The organism is Micromonospora carbonacea (genome assembly GCF_014205165.1).
GTDB classification, from domain to species: Bacteria; Actinomycetota; Actinomycetes; order Mycobacteriales; family Micromonosporaceae; genus Micromonospora; species Micromonospora carbonacea.
Genome location: NZ_JACHMZ010000001.1, coordinates 5,384,799 through 5,406,679, shown reverse-complemented (window position 1 = coordinate 5,406,679; position 21,881 = coordinate 5,384,799). Strand labels below are relative to the sequence as shown.

Genomic DNA, 21,881 nt, shown 5'->3' with positions numbered 1-21,881 from the left:
GGTCAGTCCCACCAGAACGACCAGCTCTGCCTGCCCCGGATCTCCTCCGCGTACGCGGCCAGCGAGCCGCTGCCCTGCCGGACGTTGTCGGGGCAGAAGGCGAGGTGCTCGGCGGCGACGCGCAGGGCGTGCCCGGCGGCGGTGGGCGGGGCGGCCACACTGAGCTGGAGGGTGTCGAAGCCGACCCCGACGGTGCGGGGCCGACGGTCCCGGCCCCCCGGCGGCGCGACCCGGGCGGAGCCGGTCAGGACGGGGTGCCGCGCAGGAAGGCCAGGACGGCCAGCACCCGGCGGTTGGTGTCGTCGCTGGGCGGCAGGTCGAGCTTGGCCAGGATGTTGCCGACGTGCTTGCCGACCGCCGCCTCGGTGACGTGCAGCCGCGCGGCGATCGCCGCGTTGGAGTGGCCCTCGGCGACCAGCGCGAGGACCGTGCGTTCCCGGGCGGTCAGGGCGGCCAGCGGGTCGCGCGGGCGGTGCAGCAGGTGCCGGACCACGTCGGGGTCGATGGCGGTGCCGCCGTCGACGACCCGGCGCAGCGTCCCGGCGAACTCGGCGACGTCGGCCACCCGGTCCTTGAGCAGGTAACCGACCCGCCGGCCGTCGCCGCTGTCGAGCAGCGCCGACGCGTACTCGGACTGCACGTACTGGCTGAGCACCACGACGGCGAGCCCGGGACGGCCGCCCCGGAGGGCGACCGCTTCGCGCAGCCCGTCGTCGCGGTGGCGCGGCGGCATCCGGATGTCGGTGACGAGCAGGTCCGGCCGGTGCGCCTCGACCGCGTCCCGCAGGGCCGGCGCGGAGCCGACGGCGGCGACCACCTCGAAGCCGAACCGGCCCAGCAGGGCGACGAGGCCCTCCCGGAGCAGGACCTCGTCCTCGGCGAGCACGACGCGGGTCATGGGCGGCACGGCAGCTCCACCCGGAGCAGGGTGGGGCCGCCGGCCGGGCTGGCCAGCAGCAGCCGCCCGTCCGCCGCCGCGACCCGGTCGGCGAGGCCGGTCAGCCCGGTGCCCCGGGCCGGGTCCGCGCCGCCCCGGCCGTCGTCCTCGACCTCGACGACGAGGTGGCGGTCGGTCTGGGTGAGCCGCACCTCGGCGCGGGCCGCGTCGGCGTGCGAGGCGACGTTGGCCAGCGCCTCGGACACCACGTAGTAGGCGGTGGTCTCGACCGGCTCCGGGACCGGCCGGGGCAGGTCGGCGCGCACCTCCACTCCGATGGCGGCCTCGCCGGCCAGTTGCCGGGCGGCGCCGGCCAGGCCGAGCTCGGTGAGCTGCTGCGGGCGGATGCCCTGGGCGATCTGCCGCAGCGTGACCATCAGCTCCTTGGCCTGCTCGTGCGCCACCGCCAGCGGCCGGGCGGCCGGCGAGTCGTCGGGCACGTCGAGCCGGGCCAGTCCGAGCTGGACGGTGAGGCTGGTCAGCCGGGGCTGCGCGCCGTCGTGCACGTCGCGTTCGATGCGGCGGCGTTCCGCCTCGTACGCGTCGACGAGGCGGGCCCGGGAGCGGGTGACCTCGCGCAGCGCCGCCGGCTCGGCGGGCGGGCCGGCGAGCAGCCGGCGGGCGACCGTGGCCTGGCCGGCGACGAGCAGCCCGGCCAGGTACCAGAGCACGGGCAGGACCAGGGCGGCCCCGACCGCGTACGGCGCCGCCTCGCGGGGCGTGTCGACCGTCGTCCACATCACGATCACGTCGTCCGTGCCGTCGACCAACCAGGGGCTCGCCAGGAGGGTGAGGTCGAGCAGGGCCAGCACGGCGAACGTCCAGTACGCCACCGGCACCACCGTGCCCAGCCAGCAGGCGTACGCCACCTCCCGCCAGGCGGCGGCGTCGGTGTACCGGGCGGCCAGGCTGCCCACGACGTCGCCGGAGAACGGCCGCCGGGCGGGCAGCGGGCGGGAGTCGACCACGCCGAGACGCCACCGCTCGAACCCGGCCACCGGGGCGCTCACCAGCGGGGCCACGGCCGCCAGGGCCAGCCCCGCCACGGCGAGGAAGACGACGACGGGCAGCTCGACCGGGCGGCCCTGGCGGGCCGCGTTGAGCACCGCCACCGCCGGGGCCACGACGACCCCGAGGCCGAGGGCCAGCGCCCCGGCGACCGGGACGGTCGTGCCGGCGTAGGCCAGGGCCCGCCAGGGCCACCAGGAGATCAGGTATCCGGGGCGGCGTAGCGCCGCCGCCAGGTGCAGGGGTCGGTTCGTCGTCATGCCGTCACGCTAGGGCGGCGGCTGCGGCCGGCCCAGCCGGCTGGGTCCACTCCACAGGTAGGCCCAGCCCCACCTTTTCCGGCCGGTCCACCCTCTCCGTCGGTGCGGTCACGAGCCGGCGGCGACGATCTCCTTGACGGCGTCGCGGCGGACGGCGTCGTAGAGGGTGCGCGCCCGGCGGTCGTCGGCGAAGACGACGCTCTCGCTGCCGACGGTGCCCGTGCCCCGGCTGGGCGAGGTGAAGAAGAACAGGTTGCCGCCGCGCAGCCCGCGCAGCTGGGTCGCCATGTCCAGCAGCGACATGCCCCGGTCGACGGAGACCGAGTCGGAGGTGGCCCGCACGAACGCGTTGAGCCGGCCGGGGTTGGCGAGGATGCCGCCGGACGCGGCCCGGTCGAGGATCGCCTTGATGACCTGCTGCTGGTGCCGGATCCGGGCGAAGTCGCCGTCGGCGAACTGCTTGCGCTGCCGGGCGTAGTCCAGCGCCGTCTCGCCGTCCATGAGCTGCGGCCCCTGCCGGAAGGTGCGGAACGGCGGGTGGATCGAGGTGAACGTCTTCTCCGAGGTGATCTCGACCCCGCCGAGGGCGTCGATGATCTCCCGGAACCCCGCGAAGTCGACGAGCACCACGTGGTCGATGCGGACGCCGGTGAACTGCTCCACCGTCCGCACCATCAGCGGCACCCCGCCCCAGGCGTACGCGGCGTTGATCTTCGCCTCGCGGCCGCCGTGCCGGCCGTCCGCCGAGCGGGGGACCGGGACCCAGGTGTCCCGGGGGATCGAGATCAGCTCGGCGCTCGACCGGTCCTTCGGCAGGTGCGCCACGATGATCGTGTCGGTGCGCGACCCCTGGGTGCCGTCCGGGTCCCGCGAGTCGCTGCCCAGGACCATGACGTTCAGCGCGCCCCGGGCCACCGTCGCCGGCCGCTCCTGCTCCGGCACCTCGGCGAACGCGTCGACCCGGTCGACGCCCCGCTCCACCGACCGCAGCCACAGCGCCCCGGCGACCGCGCCGCCCGCGCCGAGCAGCACCACGGCGAGCAGCGCCACCAGGGCGATCCGCCCCCACCGGCGGCGCTTCGGGCGCGCCCCGACGCCCGACGGCGTGGACGCTGCGGCGGGCGGGCCGGACGGGTCGCCCGGGGTCGGTGCGGCGGCCTGCTCGGGACGGGACATGGCGGCGATGCTATCGACGCGCCGCGCCCCGCACGTGCCCGTTCCGGTCGGTCCAGGGCCGGGCGACGGTGAAGTTCGCCACCCGTCGTTTCCCTGGACCTGGTAGAACCCTCCCGTGGACGCAACGAAGCTCCGGCGGGCCATCGCCCGCACCCGGCTCGCCCCGGTCGCCGCCTTCCCCAAGCGGCTCGCCCGGGTGGCCCGGCACGACGCCAGGGTGCTGCGCGTCTCCGCCCGCTGGCTGGTCACCTCCCGGGAGCACCACAACTACACGTACGAGCTGACCGGGCTGAGCCGGCACCACCTGTCCTGGTTCGTCAGCGTCGTCTGCGACGTGCCGGTGGCCCGCGTGCGCGGCTGGTTCGCCGAGATCGAGGGCGACGACGAGCTGCGCCGGCACATCGAGCGGGCCACCGCCGGGGCGGCCCGCCGGGGCCTGGCCGACCGCCAGGTCCGCTACGCCCGCCGGATCGGCTGGTACGCGATGGTCCGCGCCACCCGCCCCGCGCACGTGGTCGAGACCGGCGTCGACAAGGGGCTGGGCAGCTGCGTGCTGGCGGCGGCCCTGCTGCGCAACGCCGCCGAGGGCCACCCCGGCCGGGTCACCTCGCTGGACATCAACCCCGAGGCCGGCTACCTGGCCCGTGCCGCGCCCTGGTCCGGGGTCGTCGACCTGGTGGTCGGGGACTCCGTCGCCTCGATCGGCGCGCTCGACCGGCCCGTCGACCTCTTCCTGCACGACAGCGACCACAGCCGCGCCCACGAGAGGCGCGAGTTCGACGCCGTCGAGCCGAAGCTCGCCCCCGGCGCGCTGCTGCTCACCGACAACGTCACCGCCACGAACGTCCTCGCCGAGCACGCCGAACGCACCGGCCGGCGGTTCCTCGCGTACCGGGAGACCCCGGCCCGGCACTGGTATCCGGGCGACGGCATCGGCGTCGCCTGGTGACGCCCGGCGTCTTAGCTTTGGCTTAGCCGGCTTGTCCCCGACGCCGGGGGTCCGGCAGCATCGACCGGCGTGACCGACGCGAGCGCGCCCCCGGACGCCCCCCAACCCGCCGGCGGCCCCGGCCGCCGCCGCGCCCCGGGCCCCGGCCGGTCCCGCTGGCTCGCCGCCGGCGGGGTGGCCGTCCTCGCGGGCGTCCTCGGCCTGACCCTCGCCCTGCGCGCCGGGGCCACCCCCGCCTGCGCCGCCCCGCCCCGTGCCGCCGGCCCCCTCGCCGCGCCGGCCGCCGCGCCCGGTGCCGCCGCGCCGCCGGTCGGTGGGGCCGTCCACAAGGGCAAGGCGACGTTCTACGACTCGAAGGGCGCGGGCGGCAACTGCTCCTACCCGAGCGCCCCGGCGAACCGGCTCTACGTGGCGCTCGGCCCGTCGGAGTACGCGGCCGGCGCGGCCTGCGGCGGCCACCTCGACGTGACGGGCCCGAAGGGCACCGTCCGGGTCCTCGTCATGGACCAGTGCCCCGAGTGCGCGCCCGGCCACCTGGACCTCTCCCGCGAGGCGTTCGCGCGGATCGCCGACCCGGTGCAGGGCGTCGTCTCCGTCAGCTACCGCGCGGTGGTCGACCCGCCGTTGCCCGGCCCGCTCGCGTTCCGGATCAAGGAGGGCGCTTCGCGGTACTGGTTCGCCGTGCTGGTCGCCGACCACGGCAACCCGCTGCGCGCCGTGGAGGTGCGGCAGGGCGACTCGGGCGGGTGGCGCGCCGCCGACCGGCAGGACTACAACTACTGGCTGGTCGAGTCCGGCGTCGGCCCCGGCCCGTTCTCGATCCGGGTCACCGACGTCTACGGCCACCGCGTCACCGCCGGTGGCGTCCGGCTGACGCCCGGGCAGGTCCAGCGCGGCACGGTCAGGATGTACGGCGGCGCGACGGCCGGCGGTGGCCGACCGGCCACGCGCTCCGCGTCGCCCCGGCCCAGCGCCTCGCCGTCGCCCCGCGCGACGTCGCCCCGCCCGTCCCCGTCGGCCGCCCCGGCCTCAGCCGGCCCGTCGGCCCCGGACACGCCCGTCGTGCCGCTCGCCGCCGAAGCGCCCGCCGCCGGCTGCCGCAACTGACCCGGAGCCTCGTCGGCGTCCCCACCTGGCCGGGGCGGGATGTGTGGCCGGCTCCGCTACCCGACACGCCGACGCGATCGCACCGCAACCGGCCATTGATCGGACTACCGCGACGCCTGCTCGGCATCGGGGCTGCCGGCGGTGAGGTCGAGCCACATGAGGATCTCGTCGCGGTCGTCGCCCGGGGCGACCCGCAGCGCGCCGGGCAGCCGGCCCACCTCCCGGTAGCCGAGCCGCGCGTAGAAGCGTTCCAGCCCCAGCCCGCCCCGCACCGTCACGTGCAGCGCCTGGCGGCCCAGCTTCCGGCCGAGCCGTTCGGCCTCCCGCATCAGCGCCGAGCCGTATCCCAGGCCCTGCGTGCCCGGGTGCACCATCACCCGCTTCAGCACGCACCAGTGCGCCTTGAGGTCGAACCGGTTGTCGGCGAAGACCAGCACGGCCAGCGGGCGGTCGCCGTCGTAGCCGACGAGCAGCCGGTCCGGGCCGTCGACGATGCCGGCGAACGTCGCCTCGGCGACGGGGCGGACGTCGGCCGCGGTGACCGGCGGCACGAAGCCGACCGCGCCGCCGGCGTTGGTGACGTCCACCCACAGGTCGACGATCCGTCCGCGCAGCTCGGCGGTGGGGTCGGGGTCGAGGACGAAGCGCAGGCTCACCCCGTCATCCTGGCCCCGCCGCCGCCCGGGGGACGCCCGATCGTGACCGGCGCAACAGCGGGTGCCGGCCGCCCGCGACCCCCGTCGGCCCGGCGGGAGTCGGCCCCGGCCGGGCTCAGGCGCAGCCCCAGCTCTCCTGGACCTTGATCGTGACGGGGACGCTCTGCGTCTGCACCCCGTCCGACGCCGTCAGCTCCGGCTGGTAGACCCCGTAGGAGAGCGGCGGCAGGGTCATCGCGATCAGGGTGAGCGCGGTGTTGCCGTTGCTCGACCCGGGCGGGATCGGGGCCTGCGGCAGGCTCGTGGTGGTGCCGGCGGGCAGGTTCCGCGCGCCGACCTCGATCGGCGTCGACCACTGCCCGTCGATGGTGATCCAGAAGTACGTCCACCAGGACTGGCCGGCGGGGATGCAGATGCGCTGCCCGATGTCGGTCAGCCGCCAGGTGGCCGCCGTGGTGGCGGTGCCGGACGCGGTGGCCGGTTGGCCGCCGACCAGCGTCACCGCCAGCGCGGTGACCAGCCCGAGCGCCAGCCGTACGGTGCCGAAGATCGGTCGTGACATCGAAGCCTCCCGGGGCGTGCGACGGACAGCGGCGACCGGCCTCGTCGACGCATCGCCATCTATCAATATGGGACGGCCGGGTCGGTTCGGCAAGCCGGGGGAGGCGGTCGCGCCGGAGTCCGGCGCGCGACGGGGCCGGTCGAAGTCTCGGCCGGCCCGTCGACCGCGATGATGCGCGCGACGGAAACCCTGGTGCGCGCGATGGAAGCGTGGTGCGGGAGAGGGGACTCGAACCCCCACGTCCTCACGGACACAGGAACCTAAATCCTGCGTGTCTACCCAATTCCACCACTCCCGCCTGCCCGAGGAGTCTAGAGGGTTCGGCGTCCCTCGTGTTGGCACCGTCCGGCAGGCGGACCGCCCGGGTCCGGGCCCGGGATCAGTTGACCGGGACCGGCGTGCTGTCGCTCCCGCCGTGCGCGGGGTCGTGGGCGGGCGCGTTGATCTCGACCGGCGGCGGGAAGCGGGTCACGAAGTCGCACAGCGTGAGGTGGGTCGGCTTGATGGTGACCACCGCCATGTCGGTGGTGTGCGCGCGCTTCTGCTGCTCCCAGCCCGGGGCCAGGCTCTTGTCCGCGAACATGCGCCACGACGCCTTGACGTGGACGTCCGGCACCCCGGGGTGGACCTCGATCGACGCCGTGCCACGCACCAGCATGACGACGGGCGTGTAGTCGGAGACGGTCGGCCCGAGCTGCGCCGCGACCCTGCGCCGCACCTCCGGCGAGTACGTGTCGACGCTGAAGGAGACCTGCGGGTGCGCCGCGATCGCCCGCACCTTGTACGCGGTCGTGGGGCTGGCGAACTGGAACGCCTCGCCGTTCCACAGGTACGCGACCGGCACGGTGCGCGGGTGGCCGTCCAGGCCCACGTAGCCGAGCCGCATCGCGACCGGCGAATCCAGCAACACCTGCGCCACCGGATCGGTGTTGACCAGGTGCACGATTTCGGCGTAGTCCACAGCTGCCCCTTCCCGCCCGCGGATGCCGGCAGCCGCCTCGTCGCGGTGCCCGCCCACGGTGGGGCCGGCGACCCTCGGCGTCACCGGCCGTAGTCTGATCGCTACCAGGGAAGTATGGGTGGCGGGTGCCGCCCCGGCCATCTCGCTGCTTGCCGTTGTGCCGGGGCGCGGCCGCCTCGCCGGCCGTGTCGACCGAGCCGCGCGGGCCCGGTGGCCGGGTCGCTCAGTCGAGGCCGAGGTCGCGGCGCAGCTTGGCGACGTGGCCGGTGGCCTTGACGTTGTAGAGCGCCCGCTCGATCTTGCCGTCGGGGTCGATGACGAAGGTGGACCGGATCACCCCGGTCACCGTGCGCCCGTAGGACTGCTTCTCGCCGTACGCGCCGTAGGCGGTGAGCACCGCCCGGTCGGTGTCGGCGACCAGCGGGAAGGTGATGGCGTCCCGCTCGCGGAACTTCGCCAGCTTCTCCGGCTTGTCCGGCGAGATGCCGACCACCTCGTAGCCGGCGGACCGCAGCGAGGCGAGCGAGTCGCGGAAGTCGCACGCCTGCTTGGTGCAGCCGGGGGTCATCGCGGCGGGGTAGGCGTAGAGGATCACCGTCCGGCCGCGCAGGTCGGCCAGGGAGAGGCTCTCGCCGGTGTCGGTCGGCAGGGTGAACTCGGGCGCGGGGTCACCGGGGCTGAGGCGGGCGGGCGCGGTCATGGCCGAACCCTACCGCCGTCCCGGGTCCGCCGGGCCGACCGCACCGTGATCGACGCCTCCGCACTGTTGCAAGGGATTGGCAACAGCTCATCTGTGGAAATAGGCTGGGTCGAGCCGGCGAGGACGCTCCCGCCGGGCCTGCGGGAGGTCGAGTGGAAACCCTGGCGATGCACATCTCCAACGGCATCGTGAACGGCCCGGTCGCCGCCGTCTTCGCCGCGTTCGCCCTCGCCGTGCTGACCCTCTGCGTGCTGCGCGGCCGGCGCGACCTCGACGACCGGCTCGCCCCGATGGCCGGGCTCGTCGCCGCGTTCATCTTCGCCGTCCAGATGCTCAACTTCCCGATCTTCACCGCCGGGGTGAGCGGCCACCTGCTCGGCGGCGCGCTCGCCGCGCTGCTGGTCGGCCCGTGGGTCGGTGCGCTCTGCGTGGCGGTCGTGCTGGTCGTGCAGGCGCTGGTCTTCGGCGACGGCGGGGTGGCGATGCTCGGCCTGAACGTCACCAACATGGCGGTCCTCGGCACCGCCGCGGCGTACCTGCTGATCGCCCTGCTGCTGCGGGTGCTGCCCCGCACCCCCGTCGGCCTCGGCGTGACGGCCTTCGTCTCGGCGCTGGTCAGCGTCGTGGTCGCGTCCCAGGGCTTCGTGCTCCAGTACTGGCTGGGCGGCACCACCGACCTGGGCGGCAACCTCGCCGGCCTGGCCGGCACGATGGCCGGCGTCCACCTCCTCATCGGCATCGGCGAGGGCCTGATCACCGCCACCACGGTGGTCACCGTCGCCAAGGTCCGCCCCGATCTGGTCTACGCGCTGCGCGCCCTCAGGCCGGCCGCGCCGGCCCCCGTCGTCCCGGCTGCCGGAGGTGCCCGATGAGCAAGCGTCCCTGGGGATTCGTCGTCGGCGGGCTGCTGGTCGCCCTGCTGCTGGCCGGCGTGGTGAGCAACTACGCCTCGGCGCACCCCGACGGGCTGGACTCGTCGCTGCTGCGGGGCTGCACGGTCGACGCGGAGGGGGAGATCACGGGCGGCAGCTGCCCCGCCCAGCAGGAGCGCGACCACGAGCTGGTTGACAGCCCGCTCGCCGACTACGGCGTCCGTGGCCTCGACAACGACTTCCTCTCCACCGGGCTGTCCGGGGTGCTCGGCGTGCTGCTCACGTTCGCCGTGGGCGGCGGCGTCTTCTGGCTGCTGCGCCGCCGCGGCCCGCAGCAGCCGGCCGCCGGCGCGGCGACGGCGGAGGCGGGCGGGCGGGCCGCCGGGAGCCCGGCCGACGACGCGTCGCGCGCCGCGCGGTCCCGGTAGGCGGCCCGACGATGGGGGCCGGTCACGCGCACGTGCTCTACCGGGAGGCGACCTCCCCGGTGCACCGCCTGCCGCCGGAGGTGAAGATCGCCGCGATGGTGCTGTTCACCCTCGCCGTGGTGGCCACCCCCCGCACGGCGTTCTGGGCGTTCGGCGGGTACGCCCTGCTGGTCGCCGCCGTGGCCGCGCTGGCCCGGGTCGGGCCGGGCTGGCTGCTCAGCCGGGCGGCGATCGAGCTGCCGTTCGTGCTCTTCGCCGTCGCGCTGCCGTTCCTCGGCGCGGGCGAGCGGGTCGAGGTGGCCGGGCTGGCCCTGTCCGTCGACGGGCTGCTCGGCGGCTGGAACATCGTCGCGAAGGGCACGCTGGGCGTGCTCGCGTCGCTCCTGTTGGCCGCGACCACGACGACGCGGGACCTGATCGTCGGCCTGGACCGGCTGCGCTGCCCGCAGATCGTCACCCAGATCGCCACGTTCATGCTCCGCTACCTGGACGTCCTGGTCGGCGAGGCCCGCCGGATGCGGGTGGCCCGGGTCTCCCGCGGCGACGACCCGCGCTTCCTGTGGCAGCTGCGCGGCTTCGCCGCCGGGATCGGCGCGCTGTTCCTGCGCGCGTTCGAGCGCGGCGAGCGGGTCTACCTGGCGATGCTGTCGCGCGGCTACGCCGGCCGGATGCCGGCGGTGTGGCAGGGCGCGGGCGCGGCGAGCGCAGGGCAGTGGCTGGTCGGGGCGACGGTGCCGCTGGTCGCGGCCGGGATCGCCGCGACCGCCGTCGCCCTGACATGATCGGTGGCGTGCAGAACCCGGCCCCCCCCTCCCTGGACGTGCGCGGCGTCCGGTACGCGTACCCGGACGGGCACGTCGCCCTGGACGGGGTGGACCTGACCGTGGCGCGCGGCGAGCGGGTGGCGCTGCTCGGGCCCAACGGCGCGGGCAAGACGACGCTGGTGCTGCACCTCAACGGCATCCTCACCGCCGCCGCGGGCACGGTGAGCGTCGGCGGGCTGACGGTGGGCCGCGACCGGGACACCCTCGCGGAGATCCGCCGCCGGGTCGGGATCGTCTTCCAGGACCCCGACGACCAGCTCTTCCTGCCCACGGTCGCCGAGGACGTGGCGTTCGGCCCGGCCAACCTGGGCCTGCGCGGGGCCGAGCTGGCCGCCCGGGTCGACGAGGCCCTCGCGGCGGTGGGGATGGGCGGGCACCGCGACCGGGCCCCGCACCACCTGTCGTTCGGGCAGCGCCGCCGGGTGGCGGTGGCCACCGTGCTGGCCATGCACCCGGAGATCCTGGTGCTGGACGAGCCGTCGTCCAACCTCGACCCGGCGGCCCGCCGGGAGCTGGCCGAGATCCTGCGCGACCTGCCGGTGACCCTGCTGATGGTCACGCACGACCTGCCGTACGCGCGGGAGCTGTGCGACCGCTCGGTGATCCTCGACGGCGGGCGCATCGTCGCCGACGCCGACACCCGGGAGCTGCTGGCCGACCGGGAGCTGCTGGCCGCGCACCGCCTGGAGCTGCCCTACGGCTTCACCCCCTGACCGGCTCCGCCGGGGCGGGGACGGCCCGGTGGGCGGCGGCGCGGAGGCGGAGCAGGCCCGCCGCGGTGGCGCCGGCCCCGGTGGCCAGGACCAGGACGAGCAGGACCCGGGCCACCCCGCCCGGCCAGGGCAGCGGGGGGACCGAGCGGGCCAGGACGGCGACGTTGGTGACCCCGGCGAACAGGGCGAGGCACGCCCCGGCCAGCGCGAGGGCGAAGTCGGCGGCGGGGCGGCGGGCCAGCGCGTAGCCGCCCGCCGCGAGCGCGCCGAGGCCGGTGAGCAGCGCCCAGACCTGCCCGCCGAGCAGGCCCAGCAGCACCCCGCCGACGCCCGTGGCGCCCGCGTCCAGCTCCCGGCCCACGGTGAACACGATCGCGGCGACCCCGCCCACGGCCAGCGCCGCGCCGGCCCCGGCGAGCGCCCGCGCCCCGAGCGGGGTGCCGGCCGCCAGCAGCCCGGCGGAGCCGACCAGCAGGAAGCCGAGCGTGGCCGCCACCCACCAGGGGTACGCGTCGGGCGGCGGCACCCAGTCGAGGGTGCCCCGGATCTCCAGCGGCTCGACGCCGTCGCGCAGCGGCACCGCCCAGTCCCGGACCCGCTGCTCCCGGGTTGGGTCGGCGCGGACCACCGCCGGCGGGGCCGACTCCTGCCAGCGGGCGCGCCGGTCGTGCCAGCGGGCCGTCGGCCCGTCGCCGACGCGCCGCCAGTCCGGCGCGGCGGCCGGGTCCGCCCGGGCGGGCAGGGCCGTGTCCCCGGCGAGGGTCCGGTTGAGGTACGTCGCCGGGGAGCGGCTGTTCTCGTAGACCCCGTCCGGCCCGACGCGCAGGTAGGGCTCGCCGGTGTAGCCGATCACCTCGATCGGCCGCCCGGTGCGGTTGACCAGCTCCAGCCGCGCCCCGCCCTCCACGACGCGGGCGGTCAGCCCGGGCCGGGCCGGCGCGACGCCGGTCACCTCGGCCCGGTAGTCCGTGCCGTCGGGCGACTCCCCGCCGTGCGCGGCGGCCGGCGTCGCCGTGGCGAGGACGGCGGCCAGCCCGGCGAGCACGCCGACCAGCCGCGCGGTGACGGCCGGCCGGCCCAACCGGGCGAGGAAGGCGGAAAGCGGCGCGGCGGGGGTCACTTGCCGGCCGCCGCCACCGCCGCCGTGAGGCCCGCGGGCGACCGGTCGGCGACCTCCGCGCCGTTGACCTTGACGGTGGGCGTGCCGGTGACGCCGGCCCGGCTCGCGTCCTCGGTGACGTGCTCGGTCCACGCCTTGTACGTCCCGTCGGAGACGCAGGAGGCGAAGTCGTCCCGGTTCAGCCCGACGCCCGCGCCGATGTCGACCAGCTCGTCGTCGCTCAGCCCCGCGCCGCCCTCCGGCGGCTGCTTGGCGAACAGCGCCTTCGCGTACTCCTGGAACTTGCCGCCCTTCGCGGCGCAGCCGGAGGCGGCGGAGGAGCGGGTGGAGTATTCGGTCGTGGAGAACCGGTTGAGGTAGGCGACGGGGTGGAACACCACCCGCGCCTTGCCCTCGCTGACGAGCTGGTCGATCGTCGCGCCGCTGGTCTGCTGGAACTGGTTGCAGGCGGGGCAGAGGAAGTCCTCGTACAGGTCGATGGTGACCGGGCCCGTCCCGTACGCGATGCCGGTGCCGGCCTCGGTCGCGCCCGGCGGGGCGGTGAAGGTGTCGGAGCGTTGGCTGGACCAGACGGCCCAGCCGATCCCGCCGGCGATGACGAGCACGGCGACCGCCACCAGCGACGTCCAGAGGGTGCGCTTGCGCCGGCGCTCCCGGGCGAGCTGCTCGCGGACCACGCGGGCGGCGTTCCGCTGCCCCTTGCGACTACTCATCATCGTCCTCCACCGGTGGGCCCGCGAGCCAGCCGTCGACGGAGACGGGGGTGCGGGGCCAGGTCAGCAGGAACCCGGCCAGGGCCAGGAATCCCAGGTCCCGGAGGATCTCCGGGAGGTAGCTCGGCGTCTGCCCGGCGGCGAGCTGCCCGCCGCTGCCGAAGCAGCCGCAGTCGATGGCCAGGCCGCGCGACCAGGCCGAGGCGATGCCGGCGACGAAGACCACCAGCAGGGCCGCCGAGATCCCGGCGGCCAGGCGGGTGGCCAGGCCGACCAGCAGCAGCGCACCGAGGGCCAGCTCGACGAAGGGCAGCGCCGCGCCGATCACGGTCGCGACGTCGTACGGCATGACCTGGTAGGCGTTGACGGCGCGCCCGGAGGCGGCCAGGTCGCCGACCTTGGCCCCGCCGGCGACCAGCCAGACGGCGGCCAGGCCGAGCCGGGCGGCGACGCCGAGCCAGGGCCGGACGGCGGCCCAGCGGGTGGCCCCGGTGTGCGATGCGGTCACGCTCATTGGTCGTCCCGGCCCCGGCTGCGGTTCCCTGATCATCCGGCGAGCGCGTCGCCGGCCGACTCGACCAGGTCGTGCCGGGCCCGGGCCACCCGGGAGCGGATGGTGCCGACGGGCACCCCCTCCACGGCGGCGGCCTCGGCGTACGACAGGCCGAGCAGTTGGGTGAGCACGAACGCCCCGCGTCGTTCGGCGGGCAACCGGCGCACCAGGTCGACGGCGCCGAGCTGCCCGGCGGGGTCCGGGTGCGGCAGGTCGGTGTGGGCGTGGCTGGCCAGCCGCTCGGCGAGCCGGCGGCGGCGGACCACGACGCGCAGGTGGTCGGCGCAGGCGCGGCGGGCGATGCCGAGCAGCCAGGTGCGGGCGCTGGACCGCCCCGCGAAGGCGGGCAGCGCCCGGAACGCCCGCAGGTAGGTCTCCTGGGTGAGGTCGTCGGCGGTGTCGGGGTCGACCAGCGCGGCGGCGAACCGCCACACCTCGGCCTGGGTGGCCCGGACGAACGCCGCCTGGGCCGCCGGGTCGCCGTCGCGGGCGGCCAGCGCCCAGCCGGTCGCCGGGTCGGCCCCGCGCGGGGCCGCCGGGTCGGGGACACGACCACCCGCCGGGTCGGTGGGACCGTCGGCGGCGGGCTCGCGCGGCGCGGGGATCACGTCAGACCACGGTACGCGGCGTGCCGGTGACCGGCAGGGTCCTTCGACCCTTCCGATGACGTGGCCCACTCCGGGAACTTTTCCGGTGCCCCGCCCGACCATCCCCTCATGACTTGCGACTACGTCCGCGTGGCGCTGTCGGCGCGGCCGGACGGCGGGCACCCGCAGGCGTCGGCGACCCCGGGAAGCGCCGGCGGCGCGCCCGACCGCCGGGTGGGGCTCGCCGATCGGTCCGTTCATCGGCGAGCATGGCCGGCATGACTGCTGCCACTCTCCGGCCCCCCCGCCGGCTCGCGCGCCTCGGCACGCTCGCCGGCCTGCTGGTCACCGTCGTCGCCCTGTTGTTGGCCCCGGCCACCCCCGCGAGCGCCCACGCGGTGCTGGTGAGCAGCAGCCCGGCCGCCTCCGCCGTGGTGCCGAGCGCGCCGTCCGAGGTGGTGCTGACGTTCAGCGAGCCGGTGCGCAAGGTGGCCGGGAAGATCCGGGTGATCGCCCCGGACGGGGCGCGGGCCGACCGGGGCGAGCCGTCGTTCTCCGACACCGTGGTGACCATCCCGGTGGACCCGTCGGCGGGGCGCGGGACGTACCTCATCAGCTACCGGGTGATCTCGGCGGACAACCACCCGATCTCCGGCGCGTTCACCTGGTCGGTGGGCGCGCCGTCGACCCCGCCGACGGACAGTGGGTCCGACACCCGGGCCGACCCGGTGGTGGAGACCGGGGTCAAGGTCGCCAAGTACCTGGGCTACGCCGGCCTGCTCCTGCTGGTCGGCCCCGCGCTGGTGCTCGGCGCGCTGTGGCCGCGCCGGCTCGACCGCCGCGGCCCGGCCCGGCTCGCCTGGGCGGGGGTCGGCGTGCTGGCGTTCGCCACCGTGGCCGAGCTGTGGCTCCAGGTGCCCTACACCGCCGGCGGCGGGCTGTTCGACGTGACCGGCGCGGGCTTCGCCGACGTGCTCGGCGGCACGTACGGCACGGCGCACCTGGTCCGGCTCGGCCTGCTCGCGGCGGCGGCGTTCCTGCTCCGCCCGCTCTTCGCCGGGCCGGTGGGGCGCACCGACGCGATCATCCTGGCGGTCCTCGGCGGCGCGGCGCTGTTCACCTGGCCGCTGGCCGGGCACCCGGCGGCCTCGCCCGCGCCGGCGGTGTCGGTGGTGGTCGACGCGGTGCACCTGGGCAGCATGGCCGTGTGGCTGGGCGGGCTGGTGATGCTCGGCGGTTTCCTGCTGCGCCTGGCCGACGAGCGGGAGCTGGGCGCGATCCTGCCCGTCTGGTCGCGCTGGGCGGCGCTGTCGGTCGCGGCGCTGCTGCTCGCCGGCACGGTGCAGGCGCTGATCGAGGTGGCCACCCCGGCGGCCCTGGTCGACACCACGTACGGGCGGCTGGTGCTGGCCAAGATCCTGCTGTTCGCGCTGGTGATCGGCGTGGCGGCGTACTCCCGGGCGTTGGTGCGCCGGCGCACCGCCGCGGCCCACCCGGCCCCGGTGCGCCGGGCGGTCTGGGTCGAGATGGCGATCACGGCCGTGGTGCTCGGCGTGACGGCGACCCTGGTGCAGACCCCGCCGGCCCGCAGCGCCGCCGAGGTGGCCGGCACGCCGGACAACTTCTTCACCACCACGCTGTCCAGCCCGCTCTACTCGCTCCAGGTGGAGCTGGACCCGGCCCGGCGGGGCAACAACTCGATGCACCTGTACGCGTACACGTCGGACAACCGGCCGCAGCCGGTGGCCGAGTGGAAGGCGACCGCCGCGCTGCCGTCGGCAGGGATCGAGCCGATCGAGATCCCGCTGCTGCCGCTGACCGACAACCACGCGTCCGGGGAGATCAACCTGCCCGCCTCGGGCGACTGGCAGTTCCGCTTCACCGTCCGCATCTCGGACATCGACCAGGCCACGGTGAGCGCCACCGTGCCGATCCGTTGACGAAAGGTAGTCCCCCATGCTCCGTCACCGCCGTTCCGTAACCGCCGCCGCCCTGGCCCTCGGCGCTGTCGCCGCCGTGGTGCTCGGCGTGGCCGCGCCCGCCTCGGCGCACGTCTCGGTCAACCCGAAGGAGGCGACGCAGGGCGGCTACGGCCGGTTCGCGTTCCGGGTGCCGAACGAGAGCGACGAGACGTCGACGACGAAGGTCGAGGTGGTGCTGCCGGAGAACGCGCCGGTCGGTTCGGTGTCGACGATGCCGGTGCCGGGGTGGACGGTGGCGGTGGAGAAGCGCAAGGTCGACCCGCCGGTGCAGGTGCACGGCAGCGAGGTCACCGAGGCGGTGGCGAAGATCACCTGGACGGCGACCGGCGACGCGGCGGTGAAGCCGGGCCAGTTCCAGGAGTTCCCGGTGTCGATGGGGCCGCTGCCGCAGGTGGACACGATGGTGTTCAAGGCGCTCCAGACCTACTCGGACGGCACGGTGGTGCGCTGGATCGAGGAGCCGGCCGCCGGGGCCGAGGAGCCGGAGAAGCCGGCCCCCGTGCTCACCCTCACCGCCGCCGCCCCGACGGAGGGCGCCCCGGCCCCGGCCGCGCCCGCCGCGGCGGCGGACGATGACGACGACTCCGAGGGCGGGGCGGGCCTCGCGTTCGGCGTCGCGGGGCTGGTCGCCGGCCTGGCCGGGCTGGTCCTCGGCGGGCTCGCGTTCGCCCGTACCCGGCGGGGGCCGGCCGCGACGAGCTGATCCGGGAGCCCCCCGCCCGTCGGCCCGCCGGTCCACCCGGCGGGCCGGCCCGTTTCCGGCCCCCGTCGTACGCCGTTGCTGCTGATATCGGGTCGATTGCGCCTTTTGCGCCGGTAAGGTCGGCCGAGTACCCAGGCCACGGAAGGAACGACACGGATGCGGATCGCTCGCGCGCTCGTCGGCATGCTGCTGCTCACCATCGGTATCCCGGCGCTCCTGGCCGCAGGCGTGTTCGGCGTCCTGTCCCGGCACCCCGACGCCGCCGGCGGGTTCACCGTCGGAGTCGGGGCGGTGGCCCTCCAGGCGCGCGTGGCCGCCGACTGGTTCCCGGCCGCCGCCTGGCTGCTGGCCACCCTCGGCGTCCTGCTGGTGGCCTCCGCCGCGCTGCTGCTGCGCCCGGCGCGACCGCGCGAGGTGGTCTTCGTGGTCGAGCCCGACCAGGTCCCGGTGCTCGCCGACCGGCTCGGGGTGACCTCGCTCAGTGGGCTGGGCGCGCGTCCCGCGCCGGACCCGGCCGTGCCCGCCGACCGGCAACTGGTCGCGGTGGGCGCGGCGGCCGGGCGGCTCCGGCCCGCGTTGGGCCCGGCCCCGGCCCGTCGCCCGGCCACCCTCGCGGACCTGGCCCCGCCGCCCTTCCCGCCCGGCCCGTCGGCCCGCCCGGCGTCGTCGGGGTCGTCGGCGCTTGCGGGCCCGCCGGCCTGGCCGCCGGCGGCGCCGGAGGCCACCACCCGGCCGGTACGCGTCGAGCCGCGCCGCATCCGCCCCGCCGCGCCCAGCGCCCGTCGCCGGCACCCCTGACCCGGCGCCCCTGACCCGGCGCCCCTGACCCGGCGCCCCTGACCCGGCGCCCCTGACCCGGCGCCCCTGACCCGGCGCCCGGCGGGGCGGCCCGGTGCCCTGCGGGGCGGTGAGCGGGGAGCCCCTCTCGACCGGAGGCGTTAAGCGGGGGCCCTTCCTTGCACGGCAGGCGAGCGGCCCTCCGTGCTGCCGACACGGAGGGCCGCCTGCACCGGGGGATCGGTGCCACGGGGGATGCCCGAGGTATGGGTAAGATTAGCCGGTAACGACGCTACTCGGGACAACTGTCCATTTGGTGCGATTTCTCGCCCTGATGGGCGGATGCCGGGGCGGGGCGGGCGACGGGCAGGGCCGCCACCAGCAGCAGGCTCAGCAGCACGTAGGCGTTGCGCGCCAGGAACTCGCCGGGCGAGTCGGTGGGCACCGGGGCCACCCCCCAGTCGTGGAACGACACCACCCCGTAGCCGATCAGCGCGCCGGTGCCGACGGCCAGGCCGGTCAGCCACCGTCGGCGTCGGGCCCCGGCCGGCGTCGTCGGATCCGTGCCGAGCGCCGCGTCGGCCAGCAGCACCACCGCCGGCACGAACCAGTAGATGTGGTGGGTCCAGGTGATCGGGCTGACCAGCGCCCCGACCAGGCCGGTCAGCGTCAGGCCGGTCAGCGCGTCCCCGGCGCGGGCGGCCCGGGCGGCCCGCCACAGCCCGTACCCGGCGACCAGCAGGGCCAGCGCCAGCCACAGCGCCCGGCTCGGCTCGGCGGGCGCGGTGAGCCGGCTGAGCAGCCCGAACAGCGACTGGTTGCCGGTGTAGTCGGTGCGCCCCACCCGGTCGGTCGCCCACAGTTCGTGGGTGAAGAACCGCCACGAGTCCGCCGGCGCGACGGCCGCGGCGAGCAGCGTGGCGCCGGCGGCGGTCGCCGAGGCCACGGCCGCGTCCCGCCACCGCCGCGTGGCCAGCAGGTAGACGATGAAGATGCCGGGGTAGAGCTTCAGCGCGGTGGCCAGCCCGACGCCCACGCCCGCCCAGCGCCGGTGCTGCGGCACGGCGAACAGGAGGTCGGCCAGGATCAGCACGACCAGCAGCATGTTGATCTGGCCGAAGGTGATCGTCTCCCGGGTGCTCTCCACGGCGAAGACCAGCAGCACCCCGACGGTGAGGGTGAACACCCGGGGCAGGCCGTGCCGGGCCACGACCGGGGCGAGCAGCCACCGCGTGGTCACCACCACGCCGAGCACGGTGAGGACCGTGAAGACCGCGATCGTCAGCCCCAGCGGCAGCAGCGCGAACGGGCGCAGCAGCAGCGCGCTCACCGGCGGGTAGGTGAAGTACAGTTCGCCCTGCACCCGGTCCGGCTGCACGTAGTCGTAGAGCGGGTGGCCGGCGGCCCACCAGTCCATCGCCCGCATGTAGATCTTGAGATCGAGGAAGTCGTGCTTCAGGCCCGGCAGGTACAGCGCGGGCAGCACGGCCGCCAGGGCCAGCACCGTGACCAGCCGGCGGACCCGGCGGCCGCCCGGCTCGTCGGCGGTCACGGAGGGTGGCGCGATCGGTTCAGCTGGCACGGGGAAACCCTAGCGGTCCATCCCGCGTACGCCGCCGAGGCGCGAGGGTGCGGGCTGCGCGTAGGCTGTGCGCGTGGCTGATCTCCTCGTCTGGATCGACTGTGAGATGACCGGGCTGGACCTCGGCAGGGACGCCCTGATCGAGGTCGCCGCGCTGGTCACCGACCCCGACCTCAACGTGCTCGGCGACGGGGTCGACGTGGTCGTCCACGCCGACGAGGCGGCGCTGGCGGCGATGCCGGAGATCGTGCGCACCATGCACGGCAAGTCCGGGCTGACCGAGGAGGTCCGGCGGTCCACCGTGACCCTCGCCGAGGCCGAGGACCTGGTGCTCGACTACGTCACCAGCCACGTGAAGGACGCCCGCTCCGCCCCGCTGTGCGGCAACTCGATCGCCACCGACCGGGGCTTCATCGCCCGGGACATGCCGCGCCTCGACGCCCACCTGCACTACCGGATGATCGACGTCTCCTCCATCAAGGAGCTGTGCCGGCGCTGGTATCCGCGGGTCTACTTCGGGCAGCCCAAGAAGGGGCTGGCCCACCGGGCGCTGGCCGACATCCGGGAGAGCATCCGCGAGCTGGAGTACTACCGGCGGACGGTCTTCGTCCCGCTGCCCGGCCCGGACGTGGACAGCGCGAAGGCCATCGCCGCGCAGCTCTGAGCCCACCCGGCCCCGCGTCGGTTCGGGTCAGCGGGCCGTCAGGCCGCGCCGGGTGGAGCAGCCGGCCGGCAGCCGGTTCAGCTCCGCCCAGGACAAGGCCGGCCGGGCGCCGCGCGCGTTGCGGGCCTCCCGGTATGCCGGCTGTGCCGGGAACCACCCGCGCGTGCCCCGCCGGCGCCGCTCGGCGTCCTGCTCGTGTCGGTCCTCAGGCAGATTCGGCATGACCTTACCGTCCCAGAGAAAGTTGTACATGTATGGAAATAGATATGACGTGGTCGGAGCGCCCCGGGTTCCCGCCGCCGGCGGTGTGACGGCGCGCCGCCCGTCGTCGGCGGCCCCGCTGCCCGGCCGCCCACCCCCGGGCCCCCACCAACCCGCGCACGGCTGCGCGCCCACCGGCGTACCGTGATCATGTCGGCGCCCCCGGCGGGCGCGGCGGAGGGAGGCGACCGGTGGGCGACCGGCGGCTGTACCTGCACCTCGTGACCTGGCTCGGGCGGTGGCCGCCGGGGCCGGGGCTGCACGTGGTCGGCTCGTACCGGCGTGACCTGCCCGCCTGGGACGGCCGGCTCCGCCCGGCGATCGCGGTCGGCGACGGGCACGGCACGGTGCTCTCGGTCGCGCCCCGGCACGTCCCGGCCGTCCGGGCGCTCGCCGCCCGGTCGCACCGGCGGCTGCTCGCCGGCCTGCCGGGTGCCGTCACCCACCCCCGCTGGGTGCCCAACGACGACGTGTTCCGGTGGACCCTGGCCCCGGCCCCGCTGCCGGAGGTGGGGGAGTGGGTCGCGCCGACCGAGCCGGGGCTGCCCCGGTGGCTGGGGCTGTTCGACCGCGAGGTGCTGGTGGTGCGGGACGCCGACGGGCGGTACCTGGCCGGCGTGGCGATCAAGCGGCACGACGCGCACGGTCACGAGCTGGCCGTCGGCACGGTGCGGGCCGCCCGGGGCCGGGGGCTGGCCCGGCGGCTGGTGGCCCAGGCCGCCCGGCGGGTGCTCGACGAGGGGGCCGTGCCCACCTACCGGCACGACCCGGCCAACGGCGCGTCGGCGCGGGTGGCGGAGGCCGCCGGCTTCCCGGACCGGGGCTGGCGGTCGTACGGGGTCTATCCGCCGTAGGCGGGCGTCCCGGCCCCGGCCGGCGTCCCCGGTCAGCCCAGTCGGGTCAACAGCCCTGTCGCCCGCTGCTGATCGTGTACCGGTAACCCTGCCAGTCGATGTAGCCGACCGCGGCGACGCAGTAGTTCGCGGTGCCCGTGACGCCTCGCGGCCCGGCGTAGTAGGCGTAGTTTCCGAAGTCCTCGCTGGAACTGGCCGCCACCGTGCATGGCTGCCCCTCGCCGGACTGCTGCGTGCATCGGTACGCGCGTACGTAGGTCGGTGCGGCGACGCCGTACGCCGCGCCCTTGTGGTAGAAGCAGGCGCTGTTCGTGCCGCCGTTGGAGGTGTTGTAGAAGATCGTCAATTCGCCGGGACCGTAGCTCTCGCTGTAGGTGACAGTCCCGGAACAGGACACGGCGGCCTGCGAGGGTGACGCGAGGGCGACAACGAATGCGCCGCTCATGGTCACCGTGGACAGGACGAGTGCAAGCACCCTGCGGACGTGACGCACGATGGCTCCCTTCGGTCTGTCTTGCCGGACGGGACGGACCGGCAGGCGGACAGGACGATGCCAAAGCCTGGCGGGCCGGGGCCCCTTCCTTCCGCTCGCCGGAAACCAGCGGGATCCTGCGATGGGGAAGGATCGGGAACCGATGGATCAGAGCGTGTCAATGACGCAAAGCATCCCAAAGGTCAGCTCTCGCGTCGATGCCGAAAAGCTGTCGAATCAACGACAGCTATCCATAAAGGGTGGCAAGTTGGGGCGGTAGGGCGCGGCGCGGATCGTGGATCCCGGGCCGGATCCACGATCCGCGCGGCCTCCCCCCAGGCCCTCCCCATGGGGCGGCCGGTCGCTCCGCCGGCCGCTGTTCCGCCCATGACGCTACGTAACGAGATTGGCGGTGGGCAAGGGGTGTCGGCGGGTCGGGGGTGTCGTCTAGTGGACTTGA

Annotated in this window: 26 protein-coding genes and 1 tRNA gene; 11 read left to right on the top strand and 16 right to left on the bottom strand. The window is 75.7% G+C overall.

Annotation, left to right across the window (positions count from 1 at the left end):
* Window positions 1–2: 2 nt before the first annotated feature.
* From HDA31_RS32455 to HDA31_RS22615, 4 genes are all read right to left on the bottom strand, one after another.
* The gene (locus HDA31_RS32455; protein WP_178067141.1) at window positions 3–248 is read right to left on the bottom strand and encodes a DUF4253 domain-containing protein; all 246 of its coding nucleotides are present in this window, start codon (window positions 246–248) and stop codon (window positions 3–5) included.
* Window positions 245–907, bottom strand: a complete 663-nt coding sequence (locus HDA31_RS22625) for a response regulator transcription factor (RefSeq protein WP_178063674.1) — start codon at window positions 905–907, stop codon at window positions 245–247. Before HDA31_RS22625 ends, HDA31_RS32455 begins: the two co-directional genes overlap by 4 nt.
* Window positions 895–2,205, bottom strand: coding sequence for a sensor histidine kinase (locus tag HDA31_RS22620; RefSeq protein ID WP_178063675.1), 1,311 nt, complete (start codon window positions 2,203–2,205; stop codon window positions 895–897). The genes HDA31_RS22625 and HDA31_RS22620 overlap by 13 nt, the downstream gene beginning before the upstream one ends.
* Window positions 2,206–2,313: 108 nt before the next feature.
* Complete coding sequence (locus tag HDA31_RS22615) at window positions 2,314–3,381, bottom strand: LCP family protein (protein ID WP_178063676.1); 1,068 nt, start codon at window positions 3,379–3,381, stop codon at window positions 2,314–2,316.
* A gap of 115 nt (window positions 3,382–3,496) precedes the next feature.
* Here HDA31_RS22615 and HDA31_RS33145 point away from each other — a divergent pair, with 115 nt between their 5' ends.
* Window positions 3,497–4,330, top strand: a complete 834-nt coding sequence (locus HDA31_RS33145; RefSeq protein ID WP_178063677.1) for an O-methyltransferase — start codon at window positions 3,497–3,499, stop codon at window positions 4,328–4,330.
* A 69-nt stretch (window positions 4,331–4,399) separates the two neighbouring features.
* Window positions 4,400–5,437 (top strand): expansin EXLX1 family cellulose-binding protein, encoded by a 1,038-nt coding sequence (locus HDA31_RS22605; RefSeq protein ID WP_246384461.1) that lies wholly within the window; start codon window positions 4,400–4,402, stop codon window positions 5,435–5,437.
* Window positions 5,438–5,541: 104 nt separating this feature from the next.
* On the opposite strand, the gene HDA31_RS22600 is transcribed toward HDA31_RS22605, so the two are convergent.
* From HDA31_RS22600 to bcp, 5 genes are all read right to left on the bottom strand, one after another.
* A complete protein-coding gene (locus HDA31_RS22600; protein WP_178063678.1) occupies window positions 5,542–6,093 on the bottom strand; it encodes a GNAT family N-acetyltransferase in 552 nt (183 codons plus the stop codon).
* Window positions 6,094–6,208: 115 nt separating this feature from the next.
* Complete coding sequence (locus HDA31_RS22595) at window positions 6,209–6,655, bottom strand: DUF5980 family protein (protein WP_178063679.1); 447 nt, start codon at window positions 6,653–6,655, stop codon at window positions 6,209–6,211.
* Window positions 6,656–6,865: 210 nt separating this feature from the next.
* Window positions 6,866–6,953: transfer RNA gene (locus HDA31_RS22590), tRNA-Leu, on the bottom strand.
* A gap of 81 nt (window positions 6,954–7,034) precedes the next feature.
* Window positions 7,035–7,616, bottom strand: a complete 582-nt coding sequence (locus tag HDA31_RS22585; protein ID WP_178063680.1) for a pyridoxamine 5'-phosphate oxidase family protein — start codon at window positions 7,614–7,616, stop codon at window positions 7,035–7,037.
* A 223-nt stretch (window positions 7,617–7,839) separates the two neighbouring features.
* Complete coding sequence (gene bcp, locus HDA31_RS22580; RefSeq protein ID WP_074473679.1) at window positions 7,840–8,316, bottom strand: thioredoxin-dependent thiol peroxidase; 477 nt, start codon at window positions 8,314–8,316, stop codon at window positions 7,840–7,842.
* A gap of 152 nt (window positions 8,317–8,468) precedes the next feature.
* Between bcp and HDA31_RS22575 the strand changes: the two genes are divergently transcribed.
* The 4 genes from HDA31_RS22575 to HDA31_RS22560 are packed head-to-tail and all read left to right on the top strand — an operon-like array spanning window position 8,469 to window position 11,153.
* On the top strand, window positions 8,469–9,188 hold the full coding sequence (locus HDA31_RS22575) for an energy-coupling factor ABC transporter permease (protein WP_074473681.1): 720 nt from the start codon (window positions 8,469–8,471) through the stop codon (window positions 9,186–9,188).
* Window positions 9,185–9,616, top strand: coding sequence for a PDGLE domain-containing protein (locus HDA31_RS22570; protein WP_178063681.1), 432 nt, complete (start codon window positions 9,185–9,187; stop codon window positions 9,614–9,616). The genes HDA31_RS22575 and HDA31_RS22570 overlap by 4 nt, the downstream gene beginning before the upstream one ends.
* Before the next feature lie 11 nt (window positions 9,617–9,627).
* A complete protein-coding gene (cbiQ, locus tag HDA31_RS22565) occupies window positions 9,628–10,398 on the top strand; it encodes a cobalt ECF transporter T component CbiQ (RefSeq protein WP_074473684.1) in 771 nt (256 codons plus the stop codon).
* Window positions 10,395–11,153: an energy-coupling factor ABC transporter ATP-binding protein gene (locus tag HDA31_RS22560; RefSeq protein WP_178063682.1), complete on the top strand. Its 759-nt coding sequence runs from the start codon at window positions 10,395–10,397 to the stop codon at window positions 11,151–11,153. The genes cbiQ and HDA31_RS22560 overlap by 4 nt, the downstream gene beginning before the upstream one ends.
* Here HDA31_RS22560 and HDA31_RS22555 read toward each other — a convergent pair.
* Genes HDA31_RS22555 through HDA31_RS22540 form a run of 4 tightly spaced genes read right to left on the bottom strand, consistent with a single transcriptional unit; the run spans window position 11,143 to window position 14,147 of the window.
* On the bottom strand, window positions 11,143–12,273 hold the full coding sequence (locus tag HDA31_RS22555) for a hypothetical protein (protein ID WP_246384462.1): 1,131 nt from the start codon (window positions 12,271–12,273) through the stop codon (window positions 11,143–11,145). The two genes, HDA31_RS22560 and HDA31_RS22555, sit on opposite strands and share 11 nt — an antisense overlap.
* On the bottom strand, window positions 12,270–12,986 hold the full coding sequence (locus tag HDA31_RS22550; protein ID WP_178063683.1) for a DsbA family protein: 717 nt from the start codon (window positions 12,984–12,986) through the stop codon (window positions 12,270–12,272). Before HDA31_RS22550 ends, HDA31_RS22555 begins: the two co-directional genes overlap by 4 nt.
* Entirely contained in the window at window positions 12,979–13,500 is a 522-nt protein-coding gene (locus tag HDA31_RS22545; protein WP_178063684.1) for a MauE/DoxX family redox-associated membrane protein, read from the bottom strand. The genes HDA31_RS22550 and HDA31_RS22545 overlap by 8 nt, the downstream gene beginning before the upstream one ends.
* A 32-nt stretch (window positions 13,501–13,532) precedes the next feature.
* Window positions 13,533–14,147, bottom strand: a complete 615-nt coding sequence (locus HDA31_RS22540) for a sigma-70 family RNA polymerase sigma factor (RefSeq protein ID WP_376701407.1) — start codon at window positions 14,145–14,147, stop codon at window positions 13,533–13,535.
* A 257-nt stretch (window positions 14,148–14,404) separates the two neighbouring features.
* Here HDA31_RS22540 and HDA31_RS22535 point away from each other — a divergent pair, with 257 nt between their 5' ends.
* From HDA31_RS22535 to HDA31_RS22525, 3 genes are all read left to right on the top strand, one after another.
* Window positions 14,405–16,066, top strand: coding sequence for a copper resistance CopC/CopD family protein (locus HDA31_RS22535; protein WP_178063685.1), 1,662 nt, complete (start codon window positions 14,405–14,407; stop codon window positions 16,064–16,066).
* A gap of 16 nt (window positions 16,067–16,082) precedes the next feature.
* Entirely contained in the window at window positions 16,083–16,811 is a 729-nt protein-coding gene (locus HDA31_RS22530; RefSeq protein ID WP_178063686.1) for a YcnI family copper-binding membrane protein, read from the top strand.
* A 156-nt stretch (window positions 16,812–16,967) separates the two neighbouring features.
* Window positions 16,968–17,609 carry a hypothetical protein gene (locus HDA31_RS22525; protein ID WP_178063687.1) on the top strand — a complete coding sequence of 214 codons (642 nt, stop codon included), beginning with the start codon at window positions 16,968–16,970 and terminating at the stop codon, window positions 17,607–17,609.
* 271 nt (window positions 17,610–17,880) lie between these two features.
* On the opposite strand, the gene HDA31_RS22520 is transcribed toward HDA31_RS22525, so the two are convergent.
* Window positions 17,881–19,170 carry a glycosyltransferase 87 family protein gene (locus HDA31_RS22520; RefSeq protein WP_178063688.1) on the bottom strand — a complete coding sequence of 430 codons (1,290 nt, stop codon included), beginning with the start codon at window positions 19,168–19,170 and terminating at the stop codon, window positions 17,881–17,883.
* 67 nt (window positions 19,171–19,237) lie between these two features.
* On the opposite strand from HDA31_RS22520, the gene orn reads away from it, so the two are divergent.
* The gene (orn, locus tag HDA31_RS22515) at window positions 19,238–19,834 is read left to right on the top strand and encodes an oligoribonuclease (protein WP_178063689.1); all 597 of its coding nucleotides are present in this window, start codon (window positions 19,238–19,240) and stop codon (window positions 19,832–19,834) included.
* A gap of 27 nt (window positions 19,835–19,861) precedes the next feature.
* Here the strand turns inward: orn and HDA31_RS22510 are convergent, their stop codons facing one another.
* Window positions 19,862–20,056, bottom strand: coding sequence for a hypothetical protein (locus tag HDA31_RS22510; protein WP_074473701.1), 195 nt, complete (start codon window positions 20,054–20,056; stop codon window positions 19,862–19,864).
* Between the two features lie 230 nt (window positions 20,057–20,286).
* Here HDA31_RS22510 and HDA31_RS22505 point away from each other — a divergent pair, with 230 nt between their 5' ends.
* Entirely contained in the window at window positions 20,287–20,949 is a 663-nt protein-coding gene (locus HDA31_RS22505; protein ID WP_074473702.1) for a GNAT family N-acetyltransferase, read from the top strand.
* Between the two features lie 46 nt (window positions 20,950–20,995).
* On the opposite strand, the gene HDA31_RS22500 is transcribed toward HDA31_RS22505, so the two are convergent.
* On the bottom strand, window positions 20,996–21,424 hold the full coding sequence (locus tag HDA31_RS22500) for a hypothetical protein (RefSeq protein WP_246384463.1): 429 nt from the start codon (window positions 21,422–21,424) through the stop codon (window positions 20,996–20,998).
* Window positions 21,425–21,881: the final 457 nt, after the last annotated feature.

What these genes read in the sequence shown, in the direction of transcription:
- cbiQ (WP_074473684.1), top strand. Translation starts at nt 9,628, where the DNA reads ATGGGGGCCGGTCACGCGCACGTGCTCTACCGGGAGGCGACCTCCCCG.
- bcp (WP_074473679.1), bottom strand. Translation starts at nt 8,316, where the DNA reads ATGACCGCGCCCGCCCGCCTCAGCCCCGGTGACCCCGCGCCCGAGTTC.
- HDA31_RS22595 (WP_178063679.1), bottom strand. Translation starts at nt 6,655, where the DNA reads ATGTCACGACCGATCTTCGGCACCGTACGGCTGGCGCTCGGGCTGGTC.
- HDA31_RS22525 (WP_178063687.1), top strand. Translation starts at nt 16,968, where the DNA reads ATGCGGATCGCTCGCGCGCTCGTCGGCATGCTGCTGCTCACCATCGGT.
- HDA31_RS22560 (WP_178063682.1), top strand. Translation starts at nt 10,395, where the DNA reads ATGATCGGTGGCGTGCAGAACCCGGCCCCCCCCTCCCTGGACGTGCGC.
- HDA31_RS22550 (WP_178063683.1), bottom strand. Translation starts at nt 12,986, where the DNA reads ATGAGTAGTCGCAAGGGGCAGCGGAACGCCGCCCGCGTGGTCCGCGAG.
- HDA31_RS22530 (WP_178063686.1), top strand. Translation starts at nt 16,083, where the DNA reads ATGCTCCGTCACCGCCGTTCCGTAACCGCCGCCGCCCTGGCCCTCGGC.
- HDA31_RS22535 (WP_178063685.1), top strand. Translation starts at nt 14,405, where the DNA reads ATGACTGCTGCCACTCTCCGGCCCCCCCGCCGGCTCGCGCGCCTCGGC.
- HDA31_RS22570 (WP_178063681.1), top strand. Translation starts at nt 9,185, where the DNA reads ATGAGCAAGCGTCCCTGGGGATTCGTCGTCGGCGGGCTGCTGGTCGCC.
- HDA31_RS22615 (WP_178063676.1), bottom strand. Translation starts at nt 3,381, where the DNA reads ATGTCCCGTCCCGAGCAGGCCGCCGCACCGACCCCGGGCGACCCGTCC.
- HDA31_RS22510 (WP_074473701.1), bottom strand. Translation starts at nt 20,056, where the DNA reads ATGCCGAATCTGCCTGAGGACCGACACGAGCAGGACGCCGAGCGGCGC.
- HDA31_RS22545 (WP_178063684.1), bottom strand. Translation starts at nt 13,500, where the DNA reads ATGAGCGTGACCGCATCGCACACCGGGGCCACCCGCTGGGCCGCCGTC.
- HDA31_RS22620 (WP_178063675.1), bottom strand. Translation starts at nt 2,205, where the DNA reads ATGACGACGAACCGACCCCTGCACCTGGCGGCGGCGCTACGCCGCCCC.